Source organism: Pseudomonas sp., from assembly GCF_030147005.1.
In the GTDB taxonomy this organism is placed as follows: Bacteria; Pseudomonadota; Gammaproteobacteria; order Pseudomonadales; family Pseudomonadaceae; genus Aquipseudomonas.
This window is the reverse complement of sequence record NZ_JASLAW010000017.1, coordinates 1-25,306: the sequence shown is the minus strand read 5'-3', so window position 1 is coordinate 25,306 and position 25,306 is coordinate 1. Positions and strand designations below refer to the sequence as shown.

The window sequence follows — 25,306 nt, the reverse complement described above, 5'->3', positions numbered from 1 at the left end:
CAATGGCCATGGATATGCGCAAAAGCGGCATCAGCAGCACGGCGGACTCGGGCTCTTACTCCGACTTGAACCGGCTTAACCAGCTCAAGGTCGGTGCCGACAAGAACAGCGAAGGCAACATGCGCAAAGTCGCGCAGGAGTTCGAGTCGTTGTTTTTGAGCGAAATGCTCAAGTCCATGCGTTCGGCCACCGACGCCCTGGGCAAAGACAACCCGATGAACACCCCGGCGGCCAAGCAGTACCAGGAAATGTACGACCAGCAACTGGCGGTGTCGATGTCTCGCGAAGGCGGGGGCATCGGCCTGGCCGACGTGCTGATGCGCCAGATGCAGAAGAACAAACCGGTGGAAGCCCAGGCGGCCACCTTGCAAGGCCCGGCTGCGGCTGAAACGGCGAAGAAGGTCGATGTACCGACAGAAATCGCCGCCGGTACCCAGGCCGAAGGGCCGTTGGGGCGCTCCAACGGGCAGCGTCCATTGTGGGCGTATCGCGTAGCCGAGCCACAGGCCGGTGCCGTTGCGTCGCACAGCAATGACATGGAGCTGATGAACCAGCGACGCATCGCTTTGCCGAGCAAACTGACCGACCGCCTGCTCGCGGGCATCGTGCCAAGCACCCAGGTCGACGCCAAAGCCGCGCCACTGCGCAACAGTGTCGCCGATGACAACGTGATCAACAGTTCGGCACGTACCTTTGCCGTGCCGAGCGGGAAGATGCAGGTCTACGGCCGCGCCATCGCTCAGCCACCGCTTGCGCCGGCGAAAAAAGCCTTCAGCTCGCAGGATGAATTCGTCGCCACCATGCTGCCGATGGCCGAGGCCGCGGCCGCGCGCATTGGCATCGATCCGAAGTACCTGGTGGCCCAGGCCGCTCTGGAAACCGGTTGGGGCAAATCGGTGATGCGCGCCGAAGACGGCAGCAGCAGCCACAACCTGTTCGGCATCAAGGCCGGCCGGAGCTGGCAGGGCGACCAGGCTCGCGCGATCACCAGCGAGTTTCGCGACGGTGCGATGGTCAAGGAAACGGCGCAGTTCCGTTCCTACAGCTCCTATCAAGACAGCTTCCATGACCTCGTGACGCTGCTGCAAAGCAATGATCGCTATAAAGAAGTGCTGAAATCGGCCGACAACCCTGAACAGTTTGTACGCGAGTTGCAAAAGGCCGGATACGCAACCGACCCGGCCTACGCCAGCAAGATTTCGCAGATCGCCAAAAACATGAACAGTTACCAGAACTACGCTGCCGCTGGCGCAACCACACATTTATAAGGTCTGAACCATGAGTTTGCTCAATATTGGGATGTCAGGGCTCAATGCCGCTCAAGGATCGTTGTCGGTCTTGAGTAATAACATTGCCAACGCCAACACCTCGGGTTATTCGCGTCAGCAGACCACGCAAAGTGCCAATGCCAGCAACCCGTACGGCGGTATTTACATCGGCAGCGGCACGACCCTGGCGGATGTGCGTCGGGTGTATAACGAGTTCCTCGATGCGGCCTACCAGAACAGCACCGCGCTCAATAACGATGCCAAGGCTTATTCCAGCCAGGCCAGCGCCATTGATAAGACCCTGTCGGACAAAACCACCGGCATGTCCTCGGTGCTCAGTGCGTTCTTCGCCGCTGTGCAGACCTCGGCGGCCAACCCCAGCGATGTGTCCGCCCGGCAAGTGCTGCTGACCAGCGCCCAGACCCTGAGCAACCGTTTCAACTCGATTTCCACCCAGTTGAACGAACAAAAGCAGTCGATCAATGGCCAGTTGGGCACCATGAGCGATCAGGTTAACCAGTTAACCTCCTCGATTGCTTCGCTCAACAAGCAGATCACCCTGGCTCAAGGCTCCAGCAACAGCGCCCCGGCCAACCTGCTGGATGCGCGCAATGAAGCAGTGCGCTCGCTCAATGAACTGGTCGGCGTGACCACCAGTGAAAAAAATGGCGTGTTCAGCGTCAGCACCGGCACCGGCCAATCCCTGGTGTTGGGCGATCAGTCCAACACGATCTCTGCGGTCTCGAGCAACAGCGACCCAAGCCAGTACACCATCGTGCTCAATGCCGGCGGCGGTACGGCGATCGATTTGGGCAACGTGCTCAGCGGTGGCAGCATCGGCGGCCTGTTGCGTTATCGCAGCGATGCCCTGATGCCGGCCATCAATGACCTGGGGCGTATCGCCCTGGCGACTGCCGATACCGTCAACAGCCAACTGGGGCAGGGCCTGGACCTGAACGGTGACTTCGGGTCGTCGCTGTTCAAAGACATCAACAGCGCGGCCGCCATTGCCCAGCGCAGTCAGGGCGGGATGGGTAACAGCACTGGCTCCGGCAACTTGAACGTGAGCATCAGCGACACCAGCAAGCTGTCGACTTACGACTATAAGGTGACCTTCACCAGCGGCAACAACTACAACGTCGTGCGTTCCGATGGCAAAGCCATGGGCGCGTTCGACACCAACACTGCGCCGCCGCCGGTGATCGACGGCTTCACGCTGGCCCTGGATGGCAAGGGGCCGATAGCGGCGGGGGACAGTTTCAAGGTCAGCCCAACGGCCAGTGGCGCGGCAAACATCGGCACCGCGCTGACCGACGCCAACAAAATCGCATTCGCCGCGCCCTTGCTGGGCGAGGGCAGCAAGACCAACCAGGGCAGGGGCACTTTTACGCCGCCGACCCTGACCGTGCCGATCGATATTCATGGCGGCGCCGACACCGCGCAACTGCGTACCGGCATTGAACATTCGATGCCGGTGAAGATGGTGTTCGGCAAGCCGGCCGCCGACGGCACTCAGGGCTACACGCTCAATGACGCCCAGGGCAAGCCGATCGGCACCGGCACTATCGTTCCGGGCCAGGGCAACAAGATCACGGTCGACGTGCCGATGCGTGATGCCAACGGCGCACCGCTGGTGCCGGCCAAGAGCTTCAAGTTCGATACCACTGTCGGCGGTTCGCCCGCCGATGGTGACAGCACCACGTTTTCCTTCAACGCCTCGGGCAAGTCGGATAACCGCAACGCCCAGGCGTTGCTCGATTTGCAGACCAAGGTGACGGTCGGCTTGTCCGATGGCAGTGGCGGCGGCGTGAGCCTGGTGGCGGCGAACAGCCGGCTGGTCTCGACCGTCGGCGCCAAGGCCGCTTCGGCCAATACCGACACTACCGCCACCGGCGCCTTGCTCAAGGCCAACCAGGATGCGCGCAACTCGGTGTCCCAGGTCAACCTGGATGAAGAGGCGGGCGATATGATCAAGTTCCAGCAGTACTACACCGCGTCCTCGCAGATCATCAAGGCTGCGCAAGAAACCTTCAGCACGCTGATCAATAGTCTTTAAGGGAGTCTGGGACGATGCGTATTTCCACTGCTCAATATTTCGAAACCAGCTCGGCCAAGTATTCGGATAACTATTCCGGCGTGGTCAAGGCCCAGGAACAAGCCAGTTCCGGCGTGCGCGTGCAAACCGCGGCGGATGATCCGGTGGCGGCGGCGCGGTTGTTGCTGCTGCAACAGCAGAAAGACATGCTGGGCCAGTTCAATGGCAACATCACCAACCTGAAGAACTCGCTGACCAACGAAGAAAGCGTGTTGGGCTCGATCGACGATGCATTGCAGCGCGCCACGCAACTGGCCCTGCGTGCCGGCGGCTCGGTGAGCGACGCCGATCGACGTTCGATTGCCAGTGAAGTCGGCGCGATTGAAGATCAGGTCCTGGGCTTGCTCAACAGCAAGGACTCGTCCGGTAACTACCTGTTTTCCGGCTCCAAGACCCAGACCCCGCCGTACAGCCGCAACAACGATGGCACTTACAGCTATCAGGGCGATGAAACGCCGCTGAGCCTGCAGGTCTCCAATACCCTGAGGGTCAATGCAGGTGATACCGGCAAGACCATCCTGGAAGGCGCGGCCAACTCCAGCCGTACCCAGGCCACGTGGCTGGCCCCCGTGCCGCAGACCGTGCCGCCGACGGTCAACGACAACAAAGTGGCGCTGTCGGCCGGGTTGGTGACGTCGAGCAGCGACTACGCCGGCAAGTTCGCCGACGGCCAGCCGTACAAACTGACCTTTACCAGCAGCACGCAATACAAAGTCGCCGACAAGAACGGTAACGATGTGACCTCGGAGATTGCCGGCAACGGTACCTTCGACTCAACCAAGGAAGGCAGCTCCAGCGTGGCCTTGCGTGGGGTGAAGTTCGACATAACCCTTAACCTGGGGGACGTGGCGCCAGGCGCCAACTCCGATGCGCTGGTCAAGGACCGCTCCTTCAGCCTGGAGGCCAAGCCGGATACCTTCAGCGTCTCGCGTACGCCCGGCAATGTTTCCACCGCGCAACTGACCGGGGCCCGCGTATCCAGCCAGGCGGCCTACACCAGCACGTTTCCGACCAACAGCGGCGCACTGATCAAGTTCACCAGCGCAACCGCCTATGAGGTGTATGCACAGCCCTACTCGAGCGACAGCAAGTCCATTGCCACGGGCGATACCGGCGGCGGTACCACGGTAACGGCCGCTGGCGTGACCTTTGATGTCAGTGCCGGGCCGCCGCAGCCGGGCGACCAGTTTTCCGTGGGGGCCAATACCCAGAAAACCCAGAATGCGCTGGATACCCTTGGGCAACTGCGCAAAGCGCTGGAACTGCCGGCTGATGGCAATCCTGCGGCGACCATCAAGCTCAAGGACGTGCTGGACGCGTCCATTGGCAACCTCGCCAACTCCAGTTCCCAGATCACCAACGTACGCGGTTCCATCGGTGCGCGGGGCAATGCCCTGGATATTCAGACCAGCGAAAACACCAGCGTAGGTATCGCCAATACCAGCACCATGAGCGACTTGGCCAACGTCGATATGGGTGAGGCAGCGATCAATCTGACGCTGCAGCAGACCATGTTGCAGGCCTCCCAGTTGGCGTTTGTGAAGATTTCCCAATTGAGCCTGTTCAGCCGCATGTAATGGGCGCGTTCGGCAAGCGGCCTCCTCTGGCGACAGGGGAGGCCGTTGTCGTTTCTGGCGGCAGAAATGTTGCGGGGTTTTGCATAAAGCGCACAAAATTGAGTGACCTGTGAGTCATAAAGCGCATCTTCACTGTATCGTGTGAAAAGGATAAGTCGTCACAGGGTCCTTGCGGGACGGCTTTCAGCGAATTTTTATGGGGTTATCCCCCTTTTATTGTCAGCACTCCGGGCACAGGCCCTGGGGTGTTCTCCAGCTATTTAGTATTGGGAAGCCACAATGATTGGCATAAAAAGCATCGCCAGTTACGTGCCGGCGGACGGTATCGATAACTACGCCCAGGGTGCCAAATTCGCCAAGGATGAAGAATTCATCATCGGCAAGATCGGGTCGGCGTTCCTGCCGCGCAAGGAAGCCGCGCAGGAAACCTCAGACCTGTGTGTCGAAGCGGTCAACGCTCTGTTTGCCAACAACCCGGACTTGAAGCGCGAGTCCATCGACGCGGTGATCGTCGTCACCCAGAACGGCGACGAAGAAGGGCTGCCCCACACCGCCGCCATCGTCCAGGACAAACTGGGCCTGCCGACCCACGTGGCCGCGTTCGATATTTCCCTGGGTTGTTCCGGCTATGTGTATGGCATCTACGCGATGAAGGGCTTCATGGAAGCCACCGGCCTGAAAAACGGCCTGCTGATCACCGCCGACCCGTATTCGAAAATCGTCGATCCGGAAGATCGCAACACCACCATGCTGTTCGGCGATGCCGCCACCGCCACCTGGATGGGCGAAGACGCGCCATGGTTGCTGGGTAAATCCAAGTTCGGCACCGACGGCTCCGGCGCACCGCACCTGAAGGTCAGCGACGGGGTGTTCTTCATGAACGGTCGCCAGGTGTTCAACTTCGCCTTGCTCAAAGTCCCGGCGCATTTGCACGAGTTGCTCGATGAGTCGGACCTCAAGGCCGATGACATCGATGCGTTCTGCATTCACCAGGGCAGTGCGGCCATCGTTGACGCTGTGGCGCGTCGTTTTGAAGATGCGCCGGTGGACAAGTTCATCAAGGACATGGTCGAGACCGGCAATACCGTGTCGTCGAGCATTCCGTTGCTGCTGGAAAAGCACGTGATGGACGCCACCTGGAAGCGCGTGGCAATCAGCGGTTTTGGTGTGGGCCTGTCCTGGGGCTCGGCGATTCTGTATCGCCCATGACCCTTTGAGGGGCGCGTAAAAAAACGCCGATGATCGAAAGATCATCGGCGTTTTTATTGTGGCGAGGGAGCTTGCTCCCGCTGGGCTGCTCCGCAGTCACAAGACCGTTGAGGTATCCCGAAAAGCCACGCTTATACAGCGTCCTAACCCCTTGAATTGCAAGGGCTGGCACAGGGCTAGTAAAAAAAATCAAAAAAACCCTCAAGCAACCGGCTACCACGACGATAACTATTACGTAGGTTCTCAGGCCACACCCGGCGGTTGCCAGGGCCGGAAGCCGCAGTATCCATCCATCGAGGATTTCGTCATGGCTTTAACAGTAAACACCAACATTGCTTCCATCACTACTCAGGGCAACCTGAACAAAGCCGGCGGCGCCCTGGCCACTTCCATGCAGCGCCTGTCTTCCGGCCTGCGTATCAACAGCGCTAAAGACGACGCAGCTGGCCTGGGTATCTCCAACCGTATGACCAGCCAGATCAATGGCCTGGGTCAAGCAGTCAAGAACGCCAACGATGGTATCTCCATCGCGCAAACCGCTGAAGGCGCAATGCAGGCTTCGACCGACATTCTGCAAAAAATGCGTACCCTGGCCCTGTCTTCGGCTACCGGCTCCCTGAGCACCGACGACCGTAAGTCGAACAACGACGAATACCAGGCTCTGACTTCGGAACTGACCCGTATCTCGCAAACCACCACTTTCGGTGGCCAGAAGCTGCTGGACGGTTCGTACGGTACCAAAGCTATCCAGGTTGGCGCCAACGCTAACGAAACCATCAACCTGAGCCTGGACAACGTTGCAGCCAACAACATCGGTTCGCAGCAGATCAAAAGCTTGGGCGTCGCTCCAGGTGCTGGTGTTGCAGGTGGCGACATTGCTGTCACCGGTAACGGCGAGACTAAAACTGTCAACATCGCAGCTGCTGCTTCCGCCAAGACCATCGCGGCACAGCTCAATGGCGCCGTCGGTGGCCTGAGCGCTACCGCCAGCACTGAAGCTCAGTTCACTGTTGCCGCAGGCGCAGCCGCAGCGCCAGCTTCGTTCACCATGACCGTTGGCGGCCAAGCCACCACGTTCATTGGTGTGAGCAGCACTGCCAACCTGGCTGACCAACTGAAGTCGAACTCGGCCAAACTGGGTATCAGCGTTAACTACGATGAATCCAAAGGCACTCTGTCGGTTAAATCCGACACCGGTGAGAGCCTGGCCTTCAGCGCTTCGACTGCTGCCGGCACCATCGAAGTTGCTACCAAAGACGGTTCCGGTGCCTACGGTGCCGGTGTTGCCCTGGCCGATGGCGTTATCGCTACCGGTGCTGTCACCTTGAACTCTTCCAAGGGCTACTCCCTGGAAGGTGCCGGTGTGACGGGTGTATTCGGTGCCGCGACTTCCGCTGCCTCGGCCAAGACCTCCGTATCGCAGACCGACGTGACCGACGCCACCAAGGCTCAGAACGCTGTTTCCGTGATCGACCAGGCCATCGCTACCATCTCCAGCTCCCGTTCGGGCCTGGGCGCTGTACAGAACCGTCTGACCAGCACTGTAGACAACCTGTCCAACATCCAGAAAAACACCACCGCTGCTCGTAGCACCATCCAGGACGTCGACTTCGCTTCCGAAGCCGCCGAACTGACCAAGCAGCAAACCCTGCAGTCGGCTTCCACTGCGATCCTGTCGCAGGCTAACCAGCTGCCATCCGCTGTACTGAAGCTGCTTCAGTAATCACAGCGCTTGGTGACTGACGGAAGGGCGCGTTTACGTGCCCTTTCGTCTTTTCCAGTCAGAGGAGATTGGACATGGACATGAATGTGAAGCTGAACTTGTCTTATCCGCCGCAGGCCGTTCAAGCCTCCATGGCGCCTGTGGTTGCCGACAAAGACAAGAGCAAGGTTGAGCCGGCCGCGCCAGCCGCAGATAAGTCCCAGAAGGGCGATCTGGAAAAAGCGGTCACCGATATTAAAGAATTCGTACAAGCGGCCCAGCGCAATCTGGATTTTTCCATTGACGATTCCACCCACAGGGTTGTGGTCAAGGTGATTGCCACCGATACCGGTGAAGTCATCCGCCAGATCCCCTCGGAAACCGCGTTGAAGCTGGCGCAAAGCTTGTCCAGCGCCAGTCATGTGTTGTTTGACGACAAGGCTTGAGCTGGCATGAAACTTGTTGCTGTCAGGTCTTGAAGCGTTGTTCGTCAAGATAACGGCAGCCACCGCAACAGGAGAATGATGATGGCGGGTACAACGATTACTGGCGTGGGGTCGGGCTTCGACACCCAGGCGATTGTGAAATCCCTGGTGGATGCCGAGCGTGCGCCGAAACAGGCGCAGATCAACCTCCAGTCGCAGAAGGCGACCACCCAGCTTTCTTCGATCGGCAAGATCCAGGCTGCCCTGGACGCCTTTCGTGGTGCGCTGACCAGCATGAGCACCGACAACAGCTTTACTGGCCTGAGCGGTAGCTCTTCGGATGAAAAGGTCGCCACCATGACGGCCAACCCGGGCGCCGCCAACGGCAGCTTCTCGCTGGTGGTCAATCAGTTGGCAACGCCTTCGAAGCTGTCGACCAAAAGTTTTGCCGGTGGCGCGTCGACCGTGGTGAATAACACCACCAGCGCAACGAAGCTGACGATCAGCCAGTCGGGCAAGAACTTCGACTTGAGCGTGCCGGCGGGTGCGACGCTGCAACAGGTGCGTGACTCGATCAACTCACAGTTCGGCACGGCCGGCCTGAGCGCGAACATCCTGACGGACTCCAACGGTTCGCGCCTGATCCTGACGTCCACCAACGCCGGGGTCGGTTCGGACTTGACCATGTCGGGTAACTCGGGGGTGGATACCGGCTATACCGTGGTGACTCCTCCGCAGAATGCCAAGTACACCATTGATAGTATTGCTGCCGAATCCAAGACCAACAGCATTACTGATGCGGTGAGTGGCGTGAGCATCAAGCTGCTCAGCGTCTCGCCGACCGTTCTTGCCAACGATCCGAATAAAGAAAATCCGGATCGCACGGCGGTGACCATTTCCGTGTCCACCAGCGCCACCTCCCTGAAGTCCGGGGTCAAGGGTTTCGTCGACACCTATAACGCTTTGCTCAAGGCCATGAACGCCGAGACCAAGGTAACCAAGGATGCCGCCGGTAACTCCATCGCGGCGACCCTGACTGGCGACTCGACCATGCGCACCTTGCAGGGGGCGATTCGCAACGAGTTCAACGCGCTGTCCGGGAACGGCACCTTGAAGTCCCTGGCGCAGTTTGGCGTCACGACCGACCAGGACACCGGTGCACTAAGCATTGACAGCAAGCAGTGGGACAAGGCGGTACTGAGCAATCCTGCGGATATCAACAGTATCTTCAGCGGCAAGACCGGTCTGCTGGCGCGCCTGACGGCTGCGACCGACGCCTATGCCAAGCCCACCACGGGGATCCTGGCGACGCGCACCACGTCGCTGGCCGACAGCCTGAAGGATCTGACCAAGCAACAGACCTCTCTGGATGAGCGCCTGACCACCCTGCAGGATGCCCTGACGCGCAAATACACCGCCATGGATACCCTGGTGGCGCAGTTGCGCCAGCAGAGCAACAGCATCCTCGGTACGCTCAATGCGATCAGTAAATCGCAAAGCAGCGACAGCTGATTGAATGCGCATGAAAAAGCCCGGGTCGGTTGACCTGGGCTTTGTTTTTTCCAAGGCCGGCGGGTTAAAGTTTTTTGCGATTACGTCGACATAATGGTTACTGCAACCCTTCTCGCTGTTGCCTGTCACGAGGTAGAAACATGAATCCCATGAGAGCCCTTCGCCAATACCAGAAGGTCAATTCCCACGCGCAAATCTCTGAAGCCAGCCCGCATCGCCTGGTGCAGATGCTGATGGAGGGCGGGCTTGACCGTATGGCCCAGGCCAAAGGCGCGCTGGCGCGCGGCGACATCGCCCAGAAGGGGCTGATGGTGGGCAAGGCCACCGACATCCTGATTGGTCTGCGTGATGGCCTGGATGCCGAAAAGGGCGGCAACAAGGAATATGTGCAGCAGTTGGAAGGGCTGTACGTCTACATGACCAACCGCCTGATGGAAGCCAATCTGCACAACGACGCCGACATGATCGACGAAGTCGCCAAACTGCTGATTACCGTCAAGGAAGGCTGGGATGCCATCGCTGCACCCCAAGGCGCCGCACAATAAGGCCATCGGCCTTGAGGAACACGTCATGAGCCACGCACTGCAACGCATTGATGAAACCCGTGAGGCGCTGATAGGCGCGCTGGCGGAGCGTAACTGGGACGCTATCGGTGAACTGGACCTGGGCTGTCGCAACGTGATTGATGACGTGCTCAGCGAAGCGCCGGTGGACGAAAGTGCGTTGCGGGAAAAGCTGGAGAGTCTGTTGGCGGTTTACCAGCAGCTGCTTGAGGTGACGACCGGCGAGCGCCAGGCGATTTTCGAAGAGATGTCGCAGATCAACCAAGCGAAAAATGCGTCAAAGGTTTACCATCTGTTCGGCTGATAGGGGCGCGGTTAGTCCGAACGGCGCGTCATATATTTGACTGTGCCAACATTTTTGACTTAACTAGTGCTGTATTCAGATTTCAGACGTCTATTAAGTAATAAATCTTACAGACGTCTTGATTGCCCGTAATTCCTGGGCAGGAAGTTTTACTAGGGAAGTTGCTATTGCATGTGGCGTGAAACCAGAATTCTGCTGATCGATGACGATAGCGTTCGCCGCCGCGATTTAGCGGTGATTTTAAATTTTCTCGGTGAAGAAAATTTGCCCTGCGGTAGCCACGATTGGCAGCAGGCGGTCAGCTCGTTGGCGTCGAGCCGTGACGTCATTTGTGTGCTTATCGGGACGGTAAACGCTCCTGGCGCTGTTTTGGGCTTGTTAAAGACACTGTCAACCTGGGATGAGTTCCTTCCGGTGTTACTGATGGGCGATATTTCTTCTGTCGACCTGCCTGAAGACCAGCGCCGCCGGGTGCTTTCCACCCTGGAAATGCCGCCCAGCTACAGCAAATTGCTCGATTCCCTGCACCGCGCCCAGGTCTATCGCGAGATGTACGACCAGGCCCGCGAGCGCGGCCGCCACCGTGAACCCAACCTGTTTCGCAGCCTCGTCGGCACCAGCCGGGCGATCCAGCACGTGCGCCAGATGATGCAGCAAGTGGCCGACACCGACGCCAGCGTGCTGATCCTGGGCGAGTCCGGCACCGGCAAGGAAGTGGTTGCGCGCAACCTGCACTATCATTCCAAGCGCCGCGACGGACCCTTCGTGCCGGTCAACTGCGGGGCGATCCCGGCAGAGCTGCTGGAAAGCGAATTGTTCGGCCACGAGAAGGGCGCCTTTACCGGCGCGATCACCAGCCGTGCCGGGCGCTTCGAGCTGGCCAATGGCGGCACGCTGTTTCTCGATGAGATCGGCGACATGCCGCTGCCGATGCAGGTCAAGTTGCTGCGCGTGTTGCAGGAGCGCACCTTCGAGCGCGTGGGCAGCAACAAGACCCAGAGCGTGGATGTGCGCATCATCGCCGCCACCCACAAGAACCTCGAAAGCATGATCGAGGTCGGCAGCTTCCGCGAAGACCTGTACTACCGCCTCAACGTATTCCCTATCGAGATGGCGCCGCTGCGTGAGCGCGTGGAAGACATCCCGCTGTTGATGAACGAACTGATCTCGCGCATGGAGCATGAAAAACGCGGCTCCATCCGTTTCAACTCTGCCGCAATCATGTCGCTGTGCCGCCACGCCTGGCCGGGCAACGTTCGCGAGCTGGCCAACCTGGTGGAACGCATGGCGATCATGCACCCCTATGGGGTGATCGGCGTGGTCGAATTGCCGAAGAAATTTCGCTACGTCGACGACGAAGACGAGCAGATGGTCGACAGCCTGCGCAGTGACATGGAAGAGCGCGTGGCGATCAACGGCCATAGCCCGGACTTCGGTACCACGGCCATGTTGCCGCCGGAAGGCCTCGATTTGAAGGACTACCTCGGCAACCTGGAACAAGGCCTGATCCAACAGGCGTTGGACGACGCCAACGGCATCGTCGCGCGTGCCGCCGAGCGTCTGCGCATCCGCCGTACCACCCTGGTGGAAAAGATGCGCAAGTACGGTATGAGCCGCAAAGAAGGTGACGAACAGGCGGATGATTGACGCCTGTTTTTCAACTGATTGATTTTTAGCCGGTTTTTTTTCGGCACGGGTATTGCTATAGCCCTCGTAACGTTCCGTTTAACTGACGGTCAGCCAAGCGAGAGAGCATGATGCCCCACGCCGCCCAAGTATTGCCGGCCCCTGCCATCCAGGGGCTGGTTTCGCCTGTAGAACCGCCGATCCGCCAGGGTCTGGAACAGGCGTTCTCGCAGTTCAGCCAGATGTCGAACCAACTGACCGATTCCTACAGTCTGCTTGAAGCCCGGGTGTCCGAGCTTAAAGGCGAACTCGCGGTGGTCAGCGCCCAGCGCATGCAGGAATTGGCGGAAAAAGAACGCTTGGCCAACCGCCTGCAGAATTTGCTCTCGCTGTTGCCCGGTGGCGTGATCGTCATCGATGACCAGGGCCGTGTGCGCGAAGCCAACCCGGCAGCCTGCGACCTGCTCGGTCTGCCTCTGGAAGGCGAGCTGTGGCGCCACGTCATCACCCGCTGCTTCGCGCCGCGTGATGATGACGGCCACGAAGTGTCCCTTAAAGACGGGCGTCGCCTGTCCATCGCCACCCGATCTTTGGATGCCGAACCGGGTCAACTGGTGCTGCTCAACGACCTGACGGAAACCCGTCACCTGCAAGACCAACTGGCGCGTCATGAACGTTTGTCGTCGTTGGGGCGGATGGTCGCTTCCCTGGCGCATCAGATCCGCACGCCGCTGTCGGCGGCGTTGATCTACGCCAGTCATTTGACTGATGAGCAATTGCCGGCGGCCACCCACCAGCGCTTTGCCGGGCGCCTGAAAGAGCGTCTGCACGAGTTGGAGCATCAAGTGCGCGACATGCTGGTGTTTGCCCGCGGCGAGTTGCCGTTGACCGACCGCCTCACCCCGGCCGGCTTGATGCAGGCCCTGCAAGCGGCAGCGGCCACGCATATCGAGGGCGCCAGCCTGCGCTGGCAGTGCGACAGCCACCACGGCGAGTTGCTGTGCAATCGCGACACCCTGGTCGGCGCGCTGCTCAATCTGATCGAAAACGCCACCCAGGCCAGCGGCCCGAGTGCGCGCCTCAAGGTGCACCTGTATAGCCGTGGGCAAACCCTGCGCCTGTGCATCAGCGACAGTGGCAGCGGCATAGCGCCGGACGTGCTGCAACGCTTGGGCGAACCTTTTTTTACCACCAAGACCAACGGCACCGGCCTGGGCCTGACCGTGGTCAAGGCAGTGGCGCGTGCACATCAGGGAGAATTGCAGTTGCGCTCCCGGTTGGGCCGCGGCACCTGTGCATTGATGACCTTGCCGCTGTTTTCCAGCGCGGCAAGCGCGGAGTAAAAGGATCATGACTATCAAGGTTTTGTTGGTTGAAGACGATCGCGCCTTGCGTGAAGCATTGGCTGACACGCTGCTGTTGGCGGGCCATGACTACCGCGCGGTCGGCTCTGCCGAGGAGGCCTTGGAGGCGGTTGAGCGGGAAACCTTCAGCCTGGTGGTCAGCGATGTGAACATGCCCGGCATGGACGGCCACCAATTGCTCGGCCTGTTGCGCGCGCGCCAGCCGCAATTGCCGGTGCTGCTGATGACCGCTCATGGCGCCGTGGAGCGGGCCGTGGACGCCATGCGCCAGGGCGCGGCGGACTATCTGGTCAAGCCGTTCGAGCCCAAGGCGTTGATCGAGTTGGTGGCGCGGCACGCGCTGGGCGTCATCCCGGTGGCGGAGGGCGACGGTCCGATTGCCTTCGAACCGGCCAGTGCGCAGTTACTGGAGCTGGCGGCCCGTGTGGCGCGCAGCGATTCCACCGTATTGATCTCGGGCGAGTCCGGCACCGGCAAGGAAGTGTTGGCGCGTTATATCCACCAGCAATCCAGTCGGGCCCAGCAACCGTTTATCGCGATCAACTGCGCGGCGATTCCGGACAATATGCTCGAAGCCACCCTGTTCGGCCATGAGAAGGGCTCGTTCACCGGCGCCATCGCGGCCCAGGCTGGCAAGTTTGAACAGGCCGACGGCGGCACCATTCTGCTCGACGAAATTTCGGAAATGCCCCTGGGCCTGCAAGCCAAGTTGCTGCGCGTGTTGCAGGAGCGCGAAGTGGAGCGGGTGGGCGCGCGCAAGCCGATCCAGTTGGATATCCGCGTGGTCGCCACCACCAACCGCGACCTGGCCGCAGAAGTGGCAGCGGGGCGGTTTCGTGAAGACTTGTTCTACCGCCTGTCGGTGTTCCCGCTGGCCTGGCGCCCGTTGCGCGAACGCCCGGCGGATATCATTCCCCTGGCCGAGCGCCTGCTGAACAACCACGTCAAAAAAATGAAGCACGCCCAGGCGCGGCTCTCGGCTGAGGCCCAGGCCTGCCTGGTCGCTTATCCATGGCCCGGCAATGTGCGCGAGCTGGACAATGCGATCCAGCGCGCGCTGATCCTGCAGCAGGGCGGCCTGATCCAGCCCCAGGATTTCTGCCTGGCCATGGGCAACGGTGTAGCGCCGTTGCCGAGTCTGGCGCCGGCACCCATCCTCGCCGACACAGAATCGGCCGGCGCCCTGGGCGATGACCTGCGCCGCCGTGAATTCCAGATGATCATCGACACCCTGCGCGCCGAGCGCGGCCGCCGCAAGGAAGCGGCCGAGCGCCTCGGCATCAGCCCGCGCACCCTGCGCTATAAGCTGGCGCAGATGCGCGACGCCGGGATGGATGTGGAAGCGTATCTGTTCGCCACCTGATTTCGCGCCAATGCCGTTTTTTGTAGGAGCGAGCTTGCTCGCGAAAAACGTCAACGATAACGCGTGCTTCCTGGATGTTCGCGGCGTCCATGAGTGTTTCGCGAGCAGGCTCGCTCCTACAAAAAAACGTGCGGTAACAAAGTCGACAATCTTTGTCGCCTTTTCTTACGAGTTGCTTCAGAGCTGGCACCCTTGTTGCACCTCCCCCTGGTAACCGCTGCGTAGTGTCAAAAAATTGCGGGTCGTCGGAGAGAGAAGTTCATGAGCCAGGGTATTGAGTTCAATCGGTTGATGTTGGATATGCGCTCCATGCAGATGGATGCCATGGCTCAACCGAAATCTGTCGCGTCTGCGCCGGAATTGGGCCAAAGCAGTTTCGCCGACATGCTCGGTCAGGCAATCAATAAAGTCAGTGATACCCAGCAGGCTTCCAGCCAGTTGGCGACGGCGTTCGAGATCGGTAAAAGCGGCGTGGACCTCACCGACGTGATGGTCGCCTCGCAAAAGGCCAGTGTCTCCTTCCAGGCCTTGACCCAAGTGCGCAACAAGCTGGTTCAGGCTTATCAAGACATCATGCAGATGCCGGTTTAAGGGCGAGATTTAAGTCATGGCAGAAGCAGTCGACAACGTACCCGCCAAGACAGACGGCAAGCCGCCGCTGTTTGGCCTGTCGTTCCTGGAAAACCTCTCCGAAATGACCATGTTGCGTCAGGTGGGCCTGATGGTCGGCCTGGCTGCCAGCGTGGCGATTGGTTTTGCCGTGGTGCTGTGGTCGCAGCAACCTGATTACCGGCCGCTGTACGGCAGCCTGGCGGGCATGGATTCCAAGCAGATCATGGAAACCCTCGCCGCCGCCGACATCGCCTACACCGTGGAACCCAACTCCGGCGCCTTGCTGGTCAAGGCCGATGATGTGGCGCGTGCGCGCATGAAGCTGGCGGCTGCCGGCGTCACGCCGTCCGACAGCAACATCGGTTTTGAGATTCTCGACAAGGACCAGGGCCTGGGTACCAGCCAGTTCATGGAAGCCACCCGCTACCGTCGCGGCCTGGAAGGCGAGCTGGCGCGTACCATCTCCAGCCTGAATAACGTCAAGGGTGCCCGTGTGCACCTGGCGATTCCGAAAAGCTCGGTGTTCGTGCGTGATGAGCGCAAGCCAAGCGCCTCGGTACTGGTCGAACTGTTTTCCGGCCGCTCCCTGGAGCCTGGCCAGGTGTTGGCGATCGTCAACCTGGTGGCCACCAGCGTTCCCGAGTTGAGCAAGTCGCAAATCACCGTGGTCGACCAGAAGGGCAACCTGCTGTCCGACATGGCCGAAAACTCCGCGCTGACCCAGGCCGGCAAGCAGTTCGACTACAGCCGTCGCATGGAAAGCATGCTCACCCAGCGCGTGCATAACATCCTGCAACCGGTACTGGGCAACGACCGCTACAAGGCTGAAGTGTCCGCCGACGTGGACTTCAGCGCGGTCGAATCGACCTCCGAGCAATTCAATCCGGACCAGCCGGCCCTGCGCAGCGAGCAGTCCACCAGCGAACAACGCACCGCCAGCAATGGCCCGCAAGGTGTGCCCGGTGCCTTGAGCAACCAGCCACCGTCGCCGGCTTCCGCACCGCAGACCACCGGCGGCGCCGCTGCCACCGCCGGCGCGATTGCCGCGGGTCAACCGCTGCTGGACGCCAACGGTCAGCAGATCATGGACCCGGCCACCGGCCAGCCGATGCTCGCGCCATACCCGGCGGACAAGCGTAACCAGTCCACCAAGAACTTCGAGCTCGACCGCTCCATCAGCCACACCAAGCAGCAGCAGGGCAAGATCAATCGCCTGTCGGTGTCGGTGGTGGTCGATGACCAGGTCAAGGTCGACGCCGCTGACGGTGCCGTCACCCGTGCGCCATGGACCGCCGATGAATTGGCGCGCTTCACCCGCCTGGTGCAGGACGCCGTCGGCTTCGACGCCAGCCGTGGCGACAGCGTCAGCGTGATCAACATGCCGTTCTCCGCCGAACGCGGCGAAGTGCTTGCCGACCCGGCCTTCTACACCCAGCCGTGGTTCTGGGACATCCTTAAGCAAGTGCTGGGGGTGTTGTTCATCCTGGTGCTGGTGTTCGGCGTGCTGCGTCCGGTGCTCAACAACATCACCGGCCATGGCAAGAAGCAACTGGCCCTGGCCGGCAGCGACGTCGAATTGGGCGGCATGGGTGGCCTGGACGGCGAGCTGGCCAACGACCGGGTCAGCCTGGGCGGGCCGCAAAGCATCCTGTTGCCAAGCCCGAGCGAAGGCTATGACGCTCAGTTGAACGCAATCAAGAGTCTGGTGGCAGAAGACCCGGGCCGTGTGGCCCAGGTCGTGAAAGAGTGGATTAACGCTGATGAATGATCGAGTCGCTGTGGCCAAGCTCTCCCGTGTCGACAAAGCCGCCGTGTTGCTGCTGTCGCTGGGCGAAACCGATGCTGCCCAAGTGCTGCGCCACATGGGGCCCAAAGAGGTCCAGCGCGTAGGCGTGGCCATGGCGCAAATGCGCAATGTGCACCGCGAGCAAGTCGAACAGGTGATGAGCGAGTTCGTCGAGATCGTCGGCGACCAGACCAGCCTGGGCGTCGGCTCCGACAGCTATATCCGCAAAATGCTCACCTCGGCCTTGGGCGAAGACAAGGCCAACGGCCTGATCGACCGCATCCTGCTGGGCGGCAACACCAGTGGCCTCGACAGCCTGAAGTGGATGGAGCCGCGCGCGGTCGCCGACGTGATCCGCTACGAACACCCGCAGATCCAGGCCATCGTCGTGGCCTATCTGGACCCGGACCAGGCCGGTGAAGTGCTGGGCCACTTCGACCATAAAGTGCGCCTGGACATCATCCTGCGCGTCTCGTCGCTGAACACCGTGCAGCCGGCGGCACTCAAAGAACTCAACACGATTCTCGAGAAGCAATTCTCGGGCAACTCGAATGCCTCGCGTACCACCCTGGGCGGCATCAAGCGTGCGGCCGACATCATGAACTTCCTCGACAGCTCGGTCGAAGGCCAGTTGATGGACTCGATCCGCGAGATCGACGACACCTTGTCCGGCCAGATCGAAGACCTGATGTTCGTGTTCAACAACCTTGCCGATGTCGACGACCGTGGCATCCAGGCGTTGTTGCGCGAAGTGTCCTCCGACGTATTGGTGCTGGCCCTCAAGGGCTCGGACGAGAACGTGCAGGAGAAGATCTTCAAGAACATGTCCAAGCGCGCTTCCGAACTGTTGCGCGACGACCTGGAAGCCAAGGGCCCGGTGCGCGTCAGCGACGTGGAAACCGCGCAAAAAGAAATTCTCACCATTGCCCGCCGTATGGCCGAAGCCGGAGAAATCGTTCTCGGTGGGAAGGGCGGCGAAGAAATGATTTAAGGCGCCCAGCATGTCGAACAAAGATGAGACGCCCAGCGATCTGATTCGCGCGCGGGATGTCGGCGGGTTCGACATCTGGTCGTTGCCCAGCTTCGACCCCCACGTGCCCGAACCAGAGCCGGAACCGGTGGAGGAACCACCACCGGCGCAGATGGAAGAAGTGCCGCTGGAAGAAGTCCAGCCGCTGACCCTTGAAGAGTTGGAAAGCATCCGCCAGGAGGCTTACAACGAAGGCTTCACGGCCGGTGAAAAAGACGGCTTTCGCAGCACCACCCTCAAGGTCCGCCAGGAAGCCGAGCAGGCCCTCAGCGCCAAATTGGCGAGCCTTGAGCGCTTGATGGGCAACCTGTTCGACCCCATCGCCGAACAGGATGCGCAGCTGGAAAAAACCATGGTCGGCCTGGTGCAGCACATCACGCGCCAAGTGATCCAGCGTGAACTGGCGCTGGATTCCAGCCAGATCGAAAGCGTGATGCGCGAAGCCCTCAAGCTGCTGCCACTGGGTGTCGGCAATGTGCGGCTGTACATCAACCCGCAGGATTTCGAGCAGGTCAAAGCCTTGCGCGAGCGCCATGAAGAAACCTGGCGCATCGTCGAGGACGCCGCGCTGCTGCCGGGCGGTTGCCGCGTCGAGACCGAACACAGCCGGATCGATGCCACGGTGGAAACCCGCATCAGCCAGATCATGACCAAGCTGCTCGACCAATCCCATGAACAGTCGCTGCATCCGGCCGAGCCTGACCTGAGCGTTGACCTGGACGCCACCGATGCGCCTTGATCGCACCAGCTTCGCCAAGCGCTTGGGTGGCTACGCCGAGGCTACCCAATTGCCGGGCCAGCCGATCCTTGAAGGGCGCCTGCTGCGCATGGTCGGCCTGACCCTTGAAGCCGAGGGTTTGCGTGCCGCCATGGGCAGCCGCTGCATGGTGATCAACGACGACAGCTACCATCCGGTGCAGGTCGAAGCCGAAGTAATGGGCTTTTCCGGCAACAAGATTTTCCTGATGCCGGTGGGCAGCCTCGCCGGCATCGCCCCCGGTGCCCGCGTAGTGCCCCTGGCAGACACCGGGCGCTTGCCAATGGGCATGAGCATGCTTGGCCGCGTACTCGATGGCGCCGGTCGCGCGCTGGATGGCAAAGGCGGCGTGAAGGCCGAGGACTGGGTGCCGATGGATGGCCCCACCATCAACCCGCTCAACCGAAACCCCATCAGCGTGCCGCTGGACGTGGGCATTCGCAGCATCAACGGTTTATTGACGGTCGGTCGCGGCCAGCGCCTGGGCCTGTTCGCCGGTACCGGTGTGGGTAAATCGGTGTTGCTGGGCATGATGACGCGCTTTACCGAGGCCGACATCATCGTGGTCGGGCTGATCGGCGAGCGTGGCCGCGAGGTCAAGGAATTCATTGAACACAGCCTCGGTGAAGAAGGCCTCAAGCGCTCGGTGGTGGTCGCCTCGCCGGCCGATGACGCACCGCTGATGCGCTTGCGTGCGGCGATGTACTGCACGCGCATCGCCGAATATTTTCGCGACAAGGGCAAGAACGTCCTGTTGCTGATGGACTCGCTCACTCGTTTTGCCCAGGCCCAGCGCGAGATCGCCCTGGCCATCGGTGAGCCCCCGGCGACCAAGGGTTACCCGCCGTCGGTGTTCGCCAAGCTGCCAAAATTGGTGGAGCGGGCCGGTAATGCCGAGGCCGGTGGGGGCTCGATCACCGCGTTCTACACCGTGCTGTCCGAAGGCGATGACCAGCAGGACCCGATTGCCGACTCGGCGCGGGGCGTGCTCGATGGGCATATCGTGCTGTCGCGGCGCCTGGCGGAAGAAGGGCACTACCCGGCCATCGATATCGAAGCGTCCATCAGCCGGGTGATGCCGGCGGTGGTCACGCCGGAGCACATGGCGCGCGCGCAGTACTTCAAGCAGCTGTGGTCACGTTATCAGCAGAGCCGCGACCTGATCAGCGTCGGTGCCTACGTGGCCGGTGGCGACCGCGAGACCGACCTGGCCATTGCTCTGCAACCGCAATTGGTGACTTACCTGCGCCAGGGGCTGAGCGACAAGATCAGCATGGGCGAAAGCGAAGCGCATCTGCAGTCCATCTTCGCCCCCGCGCCAGGCGGCTAACCCATGGCCAACAGCCGCGCCGCGCGCCTGGCCCCGGTGGTGGAAATGGCCGAAAAGGCCGAAAAAACCGCCGTGCAGCGCCTGGGCTATTTCCAGGGCCAGGTACGCCTGGCCGAAAGCAAGCTGGGCGACCTCGAGCGCTTTCGCAGCGAATACCAGCAGCAATGGATCGAACGCGGCGGCAAGGGCGTGTCGGGCCAATGGTTGATGGGGTATCAGGGCTTTCTCAATCAGCTGGAAACCGCCGTCGGCCAACAGCGTCAGAGCCTGGCCTGGCACCAGAACAACCTCGATAAAGCGCGTGAAAGCTGGCAAGCGGCATTCGCCCGCGTCGAAGGGTTGCGCAAGCTGGTGCAGCGCTACCTCGATGAAGCGCGGGCCCTTGAGGACAAGCGTGAGCAGAAGCTGCTCGATGAACTGTCCCAGCGCCTTCCCCGCCAAACGCAGGACTAAAGGTGGGCGCAGGCGTGCCCGCAAGGTGCCTGCACAACGCCGGGGGCGACCCCTTCACGATTTGCTGTGTTGCCCAGATCGGGTTCACCTGCTACACCTTGTGTTTAGTGCCAACGACAAGGAAGCAGTCACATGTCTATCGAGTCAGATGTATCCCTGGATGGGAAGAAGTTGACGATCGCCATCAAGGGTCGGTTCGATTTCGGCAGCCACCAGGCGTTTCGCGAGGCTTATGAGCGTTTCTACGAGGTGCCGCAGGCGTATGTCGTCGACCTCAAAGAAACCACTTATATGGACAGCTCGGCCCTGGGGATGCTGCTGTTGCTGAGGGACCATGCGGGGGGCGATGAGTCGGATGTCGGCGTGATCAACAGCAACCCTGACGTGCGCAAGATCCTCGCCATCTCCAATTTCGACAAGCTGTTCGATATCTCGTGAGAGTCCTGGCCCCCTTATCCGAGCCGCTGACCATCCTGATTGCCGAAGACAGTGCCGCCGACTTGCTGTTGTTGTCGACCATTGTGCGGCGCCAGGGGCATCACGTGCTCACCGCGACCAATGGCGAGGAAGCTGTTGAAACCTTCGCGCGCGAGCGTCCGCAGCTGGTGCTGATGGACGCCATGATGCCGGTGATGGACGGGTTTCTCGCGGCGCGGTGGATCAAGCAGCTGGCGGGGGAGCAACTGGTCCCCGTTATCTTTCTGACCTCCCTGCGCGAAAGTGCCGCCCTGGCCGAGTGCCTGGATGCCGGCGGCGATGACTTTCTGCCCAAACCCTATAACCCGGTGATTCTGGCCGCCAAGATCAACGCCATGGACCGCCTGCGGCGCCTGCAAGCCACGGTGTTGCAGCAGCGTGACCAGATCGCCCGGCACCATGACTACCTGTTGCTTGAGCAGCGCGCCGCCAAGGCGGTGTTCGACAAGGTTGCGCATTCGGGGTGCATCAACGCGGCGCCGAATATCCGCTACCTGCAATCGCCTTATGCGCTGTTCAATGGTGACTTGCTGCTGGCCGCGTATACGCCGTCCGGCGACATGCACGTATTGCTCGGCGATTTCACCGGCCACGGCCTGCCGGCGGCCATTGGTGCCATGCCCCTGGCCGAAGTGTTTTATGGCATGACCGCCAAGGGCTATGGGCTGGCGCAGACCCTGCGCGAGATGAACGCCAAGCTCAAGCGCATCCTCCCGGTGGACATGTTCTGCTGCGCCACGCTGTTGTGCCTGAGCACCGAGCGGCGCGTGGTGGAGGTGTGGAACGGTGGCATGCCCGAGGGCTATGTGCATGAGGTCGCCAGCGGCAAGCGCACGCCGTTGATGTCGCGGCATCTGCCGTTGGGCGTGTTGTCGGCCCAGGCATTCGATGACAGCACCGAAGTCTGGCCCATGGCCCTGGGCGACCGGGTGTTTCTGCTCTCCGATGGTGTGCTGGACACCGCCGACGCCAATGACCAGCTGTTCGGCGCCGAGCGTTTGCAGCAGGTGTTTGCCGCCAACCGCGAGCCCGACCGCTTGTTCGAGGACATCGAGCAGGCGCTGGCGGCGTTTCGCGGTGAGGCACGGGACGACGTCAGCATGGTTGAAATCACTTTGCTGTCCGGCCAACCGCTGCGCGTGGCTGAGCCGATGTACTCCGACAGCGGCCAGTCGTGCCCGCTCAATTGGTCGGTGAGTTTCGAATTTCGCGCGCAGACGCTCAGGCGCTACAACCCCTTGCCGTATCTGCTGCAATTATTGTTGGAGATCCACGGCCTGCGTGAGCAGAGCGGTGCGCTCTACACGGTGATGGCCGAGTTGTATGCCAATGCCCTCGAGCATGGCGTGCTGGGCCTGGATTCGCAGCTCAAGCGGGATGCCGACGGGTTTGCGCAGTATTATCGCCTGCGCAATGAGCGGCTGGCGCAATTGAACAGCGGTCATATCCGGGTGCACGTGCAGGTGACCCCGACGGCAACGGGCGGCAAGATGACCTTGCAGGTCGAAGACAGCGGGCCGGGTTTCGACATTGACGAGGTGCTGGCGCGGCCATTGGATGCTGACCGTTTGTCCGGCCGCGGCTTGAGCCTGGTGCGTCAACTGAGCAGCGATGTGCGCTGGTCCGATGGCGGGCGCAGCGTCTGCGTGGAGTTTTGCTGGAAGGCTCTGGCATAATCCGTCGATTCTTGATCAAGGAGCGAACAAGTGGCTGATATACATCTGGACCCGACGGTGTTGTCGGATTTGCAAGAGGTGATGGAGGGCGAGTACCCCAAGTTGCTGGATACCTTCCTGCATGACTCCCAGGAGCGCGTGACCGCGTTGCGCAAGGCTCGCGACGATGCCAAGGCGCTGGGGCGCATAGCCCACAGCTTCAAGGGCAGCAGTGGCAACCTTGGCGCGCTGCGGTTGGCGCAATTGTGTGAGCGGTTGGAGTCTGAGTCCGTTGAGCCCGCATCCGATTTAGGCGCACTGGTCGATCAGATTGATCATGAGTTCGCGTTGGTTCGGCCGCTGTATGAGTCGGAGCGTGAGCGCTTCAGTCTTTGAATTACCTTTAATCCGCGTTTTATCTGCCTGCTGAGTGACTTGGCCCGGCTCTTGCTATATCTCCCGATACTGCATCCCCGATCCCATGCAGTGGAGACCTTTACCTATGCCAGTCGCCCCCAATTCGCTCCTTCAGGCTGCCCCCGCGGCCAAGCCTCAAGCGCCTGCCGCCACCCCTGCGGTAGCGGCTGCGGACCAACGGGACAAGGGCCCTGGCTTCGCTCAAGTGTTCGCCAACCAAGGCGCCAAGCCTGGCTTGAAACCCAACGACACCCCAGCCAAGTCGGCGCCGACAGCGGCCGATGACAAATCTGCCGCCAGTACGCCGGCGGTTGCCGATAGCGGCAATGCCTTGCCTGCCAAGCCGGCCAAGGCCGACGAAGAGGCCCCCGCCGACCCGTCCCTGGCGCAAGAGGTGCCGGCAGAGCCTGTGGTCGACCCCGCGTTGATCGCCACGCTCACACCCATCGCCGTCCCGGTGGAAACGCCAGTCGCTGCGGCGGCGGTGGAGGATGGCAAGCCGCAACCGGTCGCTGCCGCCCCCGTCGCGGTGATCGATCAGGCCAGGCAACCGGCCTTCGACCCCGAAGCCGACCCCCTGGATGCGATGCCCGCCGTACGTTTGGCGATGGAGCAGGGCGGCCATGTGTCGCCCGCCAGCCAGACGCCGCAGAAAGCCGCGCCAGCCAACCTCCAGGATCAACCGAGCGCCGCGCAGAACTTCGCGTCCGGCCTGGCCACGATGGTTGACCAACAAGCCACCAAGGACAGCACCGACCAGGGCGGCGACACCGCCTTCGGCGCGCTGATCGATGATGGCCTCAAGGACCTCAAAAACGCCGACAGCGACACCCGCGTGGATGACTTCGCCAACCGCCTCGCCGCGCTGACCCAGGCCGCCACGCCGAAAACCGTCAACGCTTTGCCGCCGGTCACCAACGCTCCGCTGGCCATGCACCAGAGCGGCTGGACCGAAGAAGTGGTCAACCGCGTGATGTACCTTTCCAGCGCCAACCTCAAGTCGGCCGAAATCCAGCTGCAGCCGGCCGAACTGGGGCGTCTGGATATCAAAGTCAACATGACGCCCGATCAGCAGGCCCAAGTGAGTTTCATGAGCGGCCATGCGGTGGTGCGTGAAGCGCTGGAAAGCCAGTCCGGCCGCTTGCGCGAGATGTTCGCCCAACAGGGCATGGGGCAGGTGGATGTGAATGTGTCCGACCAGTCCCGGGGGCAGGAGCAGCAGCAACAGCAGAGCCAGGCGCGGGGCGTGAGCGGTGGCGGTCGGCGTGGCGATAACGCCGACACCGGCAATCACCTTGACGTGGCGGAAGCTGCAGCGCCCGTGACCTCAACCGTGATCGGCTCCAGCGCGGTCGACTATTACGCCTGACTCCAGTCGTACACAGGCCAAAACGTGGTAGGGAGCTTGCCCCAATACCGGTCAGTTAGGCGCTAGAGCGGACAACCGTTCACCTGTGGCGAGGGCGCTTGCTCTCGCTGGGCCGCGAAGCGGCCCCAGAAAATGGCACTGCTGCGCAGTCCAGCGGGAGCAAGCGCCCTCGCCACAGTACAGCGCTCTTCATTAACTGACTGGCATTGGGGCTTGCCCCCGATTACGGTGGATCAGTTAAGGATATTGAGACTGACACACTGCCATCGGGGGCAAGCCCTAATGCCGGTCAGTTAAGCGCTAAAGCAGAAAAACCTGCGACCTGTGGCGAGGGAGCTTGCTCCCGTTGGGGCGCGAAGCGGCCCCAAAAATGGGACTGCTACGCAGTCCAGCGGGAGCAAGCTCCCTCGCC

General features: G+C 61.2%; 22 protein-coding genes. All 22 read left to right on the top strand.

Annotated features, from left to right (window positions below):
- The first annotated feature begins 2 nt into the window (after nt 1-2).
- A complete protein-coding gene (flgJ, locus tag Q1V60_RS01110; protein ID WP_300626827.1) occupies nt 3-1,268 on the top strand; it encodes a flagellar assembly peptidoglycan hydrolase FlgJ in 1,266 nt (421 codons plus the stop codon).
- Between the two features lie 10 nt (nt 1,269-1,278).
- The gene (gene flgK, locus Q1V60_RS01105) at nt 1,279-3,324 is read left to right on the top strand and encodes a flagellar hook-associated protein FlgK (RefSeq protein ID WP_300626826.1); all 2,046 of its coding nucleotides are present in this window, start codon (nt 1,279-1,281) and stop codon (nt 3,322-3,324) included.
- A gap of 14 nt (nt 3,325-3,338) precedes the next feature.
- On the top strand, nt 3,339-4,940 hold the full coding sequence (locus Q1V60_RS01100) for a flagellar hook-associated protein 3 (protein WP_300626825.1): 1,602 nt from the start codon (nt 3,339-3,341) through the stop codon (nt 4,938-4,940).
- Between the two features lie 279 nt (nt 4,941-5,219).
- Nucleotides 5,220-6,149 (top strand): ketoacyl-ACP synthase III, encoded by a 930-nt coding sequence (locus tag Q1V60_RS01095; RefSeq protein ID WP_300626824.1) that lies wholly within the window; start codon nt 5,220-5,222, stop codon nt 6,147-6,149.
- A 307-nt stretch (nt 6,150-6,456) separates the two neighbouring features.
- Nucleotides 6,457-7,872, top strand: coding sequence for a flagellin (locus Q1V60_RS01090; RefSeq protein ID WP_300626823.1), 1,416 nt, complete (start codon nt 6,457-6,459; stop codon nt 7,870-7,872).
- 74 nt (nt 7,873-7,946) lie between these two features.
- The gene (locus Q1V60_RS01085; RefSeq protein WP_300626822.1) at nt 7,947-8,297 is read left to right on the top strand and encodes a flagellar protein FlaG; all 351 of its coding nucleotides are present in this window, start codon (nt 7,947-7,949) and stop codon (nt 8,295-8,297) included.
- An 81-nt stretch (nt 8,298-8,378) separates the two neighbouring features.
- The gene (gene fliD / locus Q1V60_RS01080) at nt 8,379-9,788 is read left to right on the top strand and encodes a flagellar filament capping protein FliD (protein WP_300626821.1); all 1,410 of its coding nucleotides are present in this window, start codon (nt 8,379-8,381) and stop codon (nt 9,786-9,788) included.
- 140 nt (nt 9,789-9,928) lie between these two features.
- Nucleotides 9,929-10,333, top strand: coding sequence for a flagellar export chaperone FliS (gene fliS, locus Q1V60_RS01075; RefSeq protein WP_300626820.1), 405 nt, complete (start codon nt 9,929-9,931; stop codon nt 10,331-10,333).
- Nucleotides 10,334-10,358: 25 nt separating this feature from the next.
- Nucleotides 10,359-10,655 carry a flagellar protein FliT gene (locus Q1V60_RS01070; RefSeq protein ID WP_300626835.1) on the top strand — a complete coding sequence of 99 codons (297 nt, stop codon included), beginning with the start codon at nt 10,359-10,361 and terminating at the stop codon, nt 10,653-10,655.
- Nucleotides 10,656-10,826: 171 nt separating this feature from the next.
- The gene (locus tag Q1V60_RS01065) at nt 10,827-12,302 is read left to right on the top strand and encodes a sigma-54 dependent transcriptional regulator (RefSeq protein ID WP_300626819.1); all 1,476 of its coding nucleotides are present in this window, start codon (nt 10,827-10,829) and stop codon (nt 12,300-12,302) included.
- A 110-nt stretch (nt 12,303-12,412) separates the two neighbouring features.
- On the top strand, nt 12,413-13,624 hold the full coding sequence (locus Q1V60_RS01060; RefSeq protein ID WP_300626834.1) for an ATP-binding protein: 1,212 nt from the start codon (nt 12,413-12,415) through the stop codon (nt 13,622-13,624).
- A gap of 7 nt (nt 13,625-13,631) precedes the next feature.
- Nucleotides 13,632-15,008, top strand: a complete 1,377-nt coding sequence (locus Q1V60_RS01055; RefSeq protein WP_300626818.1) for a sigma-54 dependent transcriptional regulator — start codon at nt 13,632-13,634, stop codon at nt 15,006-15,008.
- A gap of 261 nt (nt 15,009-15,269) precedes the next feature.
- A complete protein-coding gene (gene fliE / locus Q1V60_RS01050) occupies nt 15,270-15,599 on the top strand; it encodes a flagellar hook-basal body complex protein FliE (RefSeq protein ID WP_034117087.1) in 330 nt (109 codons plus the stop codon).
- A 16-nt stretch (nt 15,600-15,615) separates the two neighbouring features.
- Nucleotides 15,616-17,388, top strand: coding sequence for a flagellar basal-body MS-ring/collar protein FliF (gene fliF, locus Q1V60_RS01045; RefSeq protein ID WP_300626817.1), 1,773 nt, complete (start codon nt 15,616-15,618; stop codon nt 17,386-17,388).
- Nucleotides 17,381-18,397, top strand: a complete 1,017-nt coding sequence (gene fliG, locus Q1V60_RS01040) for a flagellar motor switch protein FliG (protein ID WP_300626816.1) — start codon at nt 17,381-17,383, stop codon at nt 18,395-18,397. Before fliF ends, fliG begins: the two co-directional genes overlap by 8 nt.
- Before the next feature lie 10 nt (nt 18,398-18,407).
- Nucleotides 18,408-19,175 carry a flagellar assembly protein FliH gene (gene fliH / locus Q1V60_RS01035; protein WP_300626815.1) on the top strand — a complete coding sequence of 256 codons (768 nt, stop codon included), beginning with the start codon at nt 18,408-18,410 and terminating at the stop codon, nt 19,173-19,175.
- Nucleotides 19,165-20,523 carry a flagellar protein export ATPase FliI gene (fliI, locus tag Q1V60_RS01030; protein WP_300626814.1) on the top strand — a complete coding sequence of 453 codons (1,359 nt, stop codon included), beginning with the start codon at nt 19,165-19,167 and terminating at the stop codon, nt 20,521-20,523. Before fliH ends, fliI begins: the two co-directional genes overlap by 11 nt.
- A 3-nt stretch (nt 20,524-20,526) precedes the next feature.
- Nucleotides 20,527-20,976: a flagellar export protein FliJ gene (fliJ, locus tag Q1V60_RS01025; protein ID WP_300626813.1), complete on the top strand. Its 450-nt coding sequence runs from the start codon at nt 20,527-20,529 to the stop codon at nt 20,974-20,976.
- A 132-nt stretch (nt 20,977-21,108) separates the two neighbouring features.
- On the top strand, nt 21,109-21,414 hold the full coding sequence (locus tag Q1V60_RS01020; RefSeq protein WP_300626812.1) for an STAS domain-containing protein: 306 nt from the start codon (nt 21,109-21,111) through the stop codon (nt 21,412-21,414).
- Entirely contained in the window at nt 21,411-23,129 is a 1,719-nt protein-coding gene (locus Q1V60_RS01015) for a fused response regulator/phosphatase (RefSeq protein ID WP_300626811.1), read from the top strand. The genes Q1V60_RS01020 and Q1V60_RS01015 overlap by 4 nt, the downstream gene beginning before the upstream one ends.
- 30 nt (nt 23,130-23,159) lie before the next feature.
- Complete coding sequence (locus Q1V60_RS01010; protein WP_300626810.1) at nt 23,160-23,504, top strand: Hpt domain-containing protein; 345 nt, start codon at nt 23,160-23,162, stop codon at nt 23,502-23,504.
- 106 nt (nt 23,505-23,610) lie between these two features.
- Complete coding sequence (locus tag Q1V60_RS01005) at nt 23,611-24,894, top strand: flagellar hook-length control protein FliK (protein WP_300626809.1); 1,284 nt, start codon at nt 23,611-23,613, stop codon at nt 24,892-24,894.
- Nucleotides 24,895-25,306 lie beyond the last annotated feature (412 nt).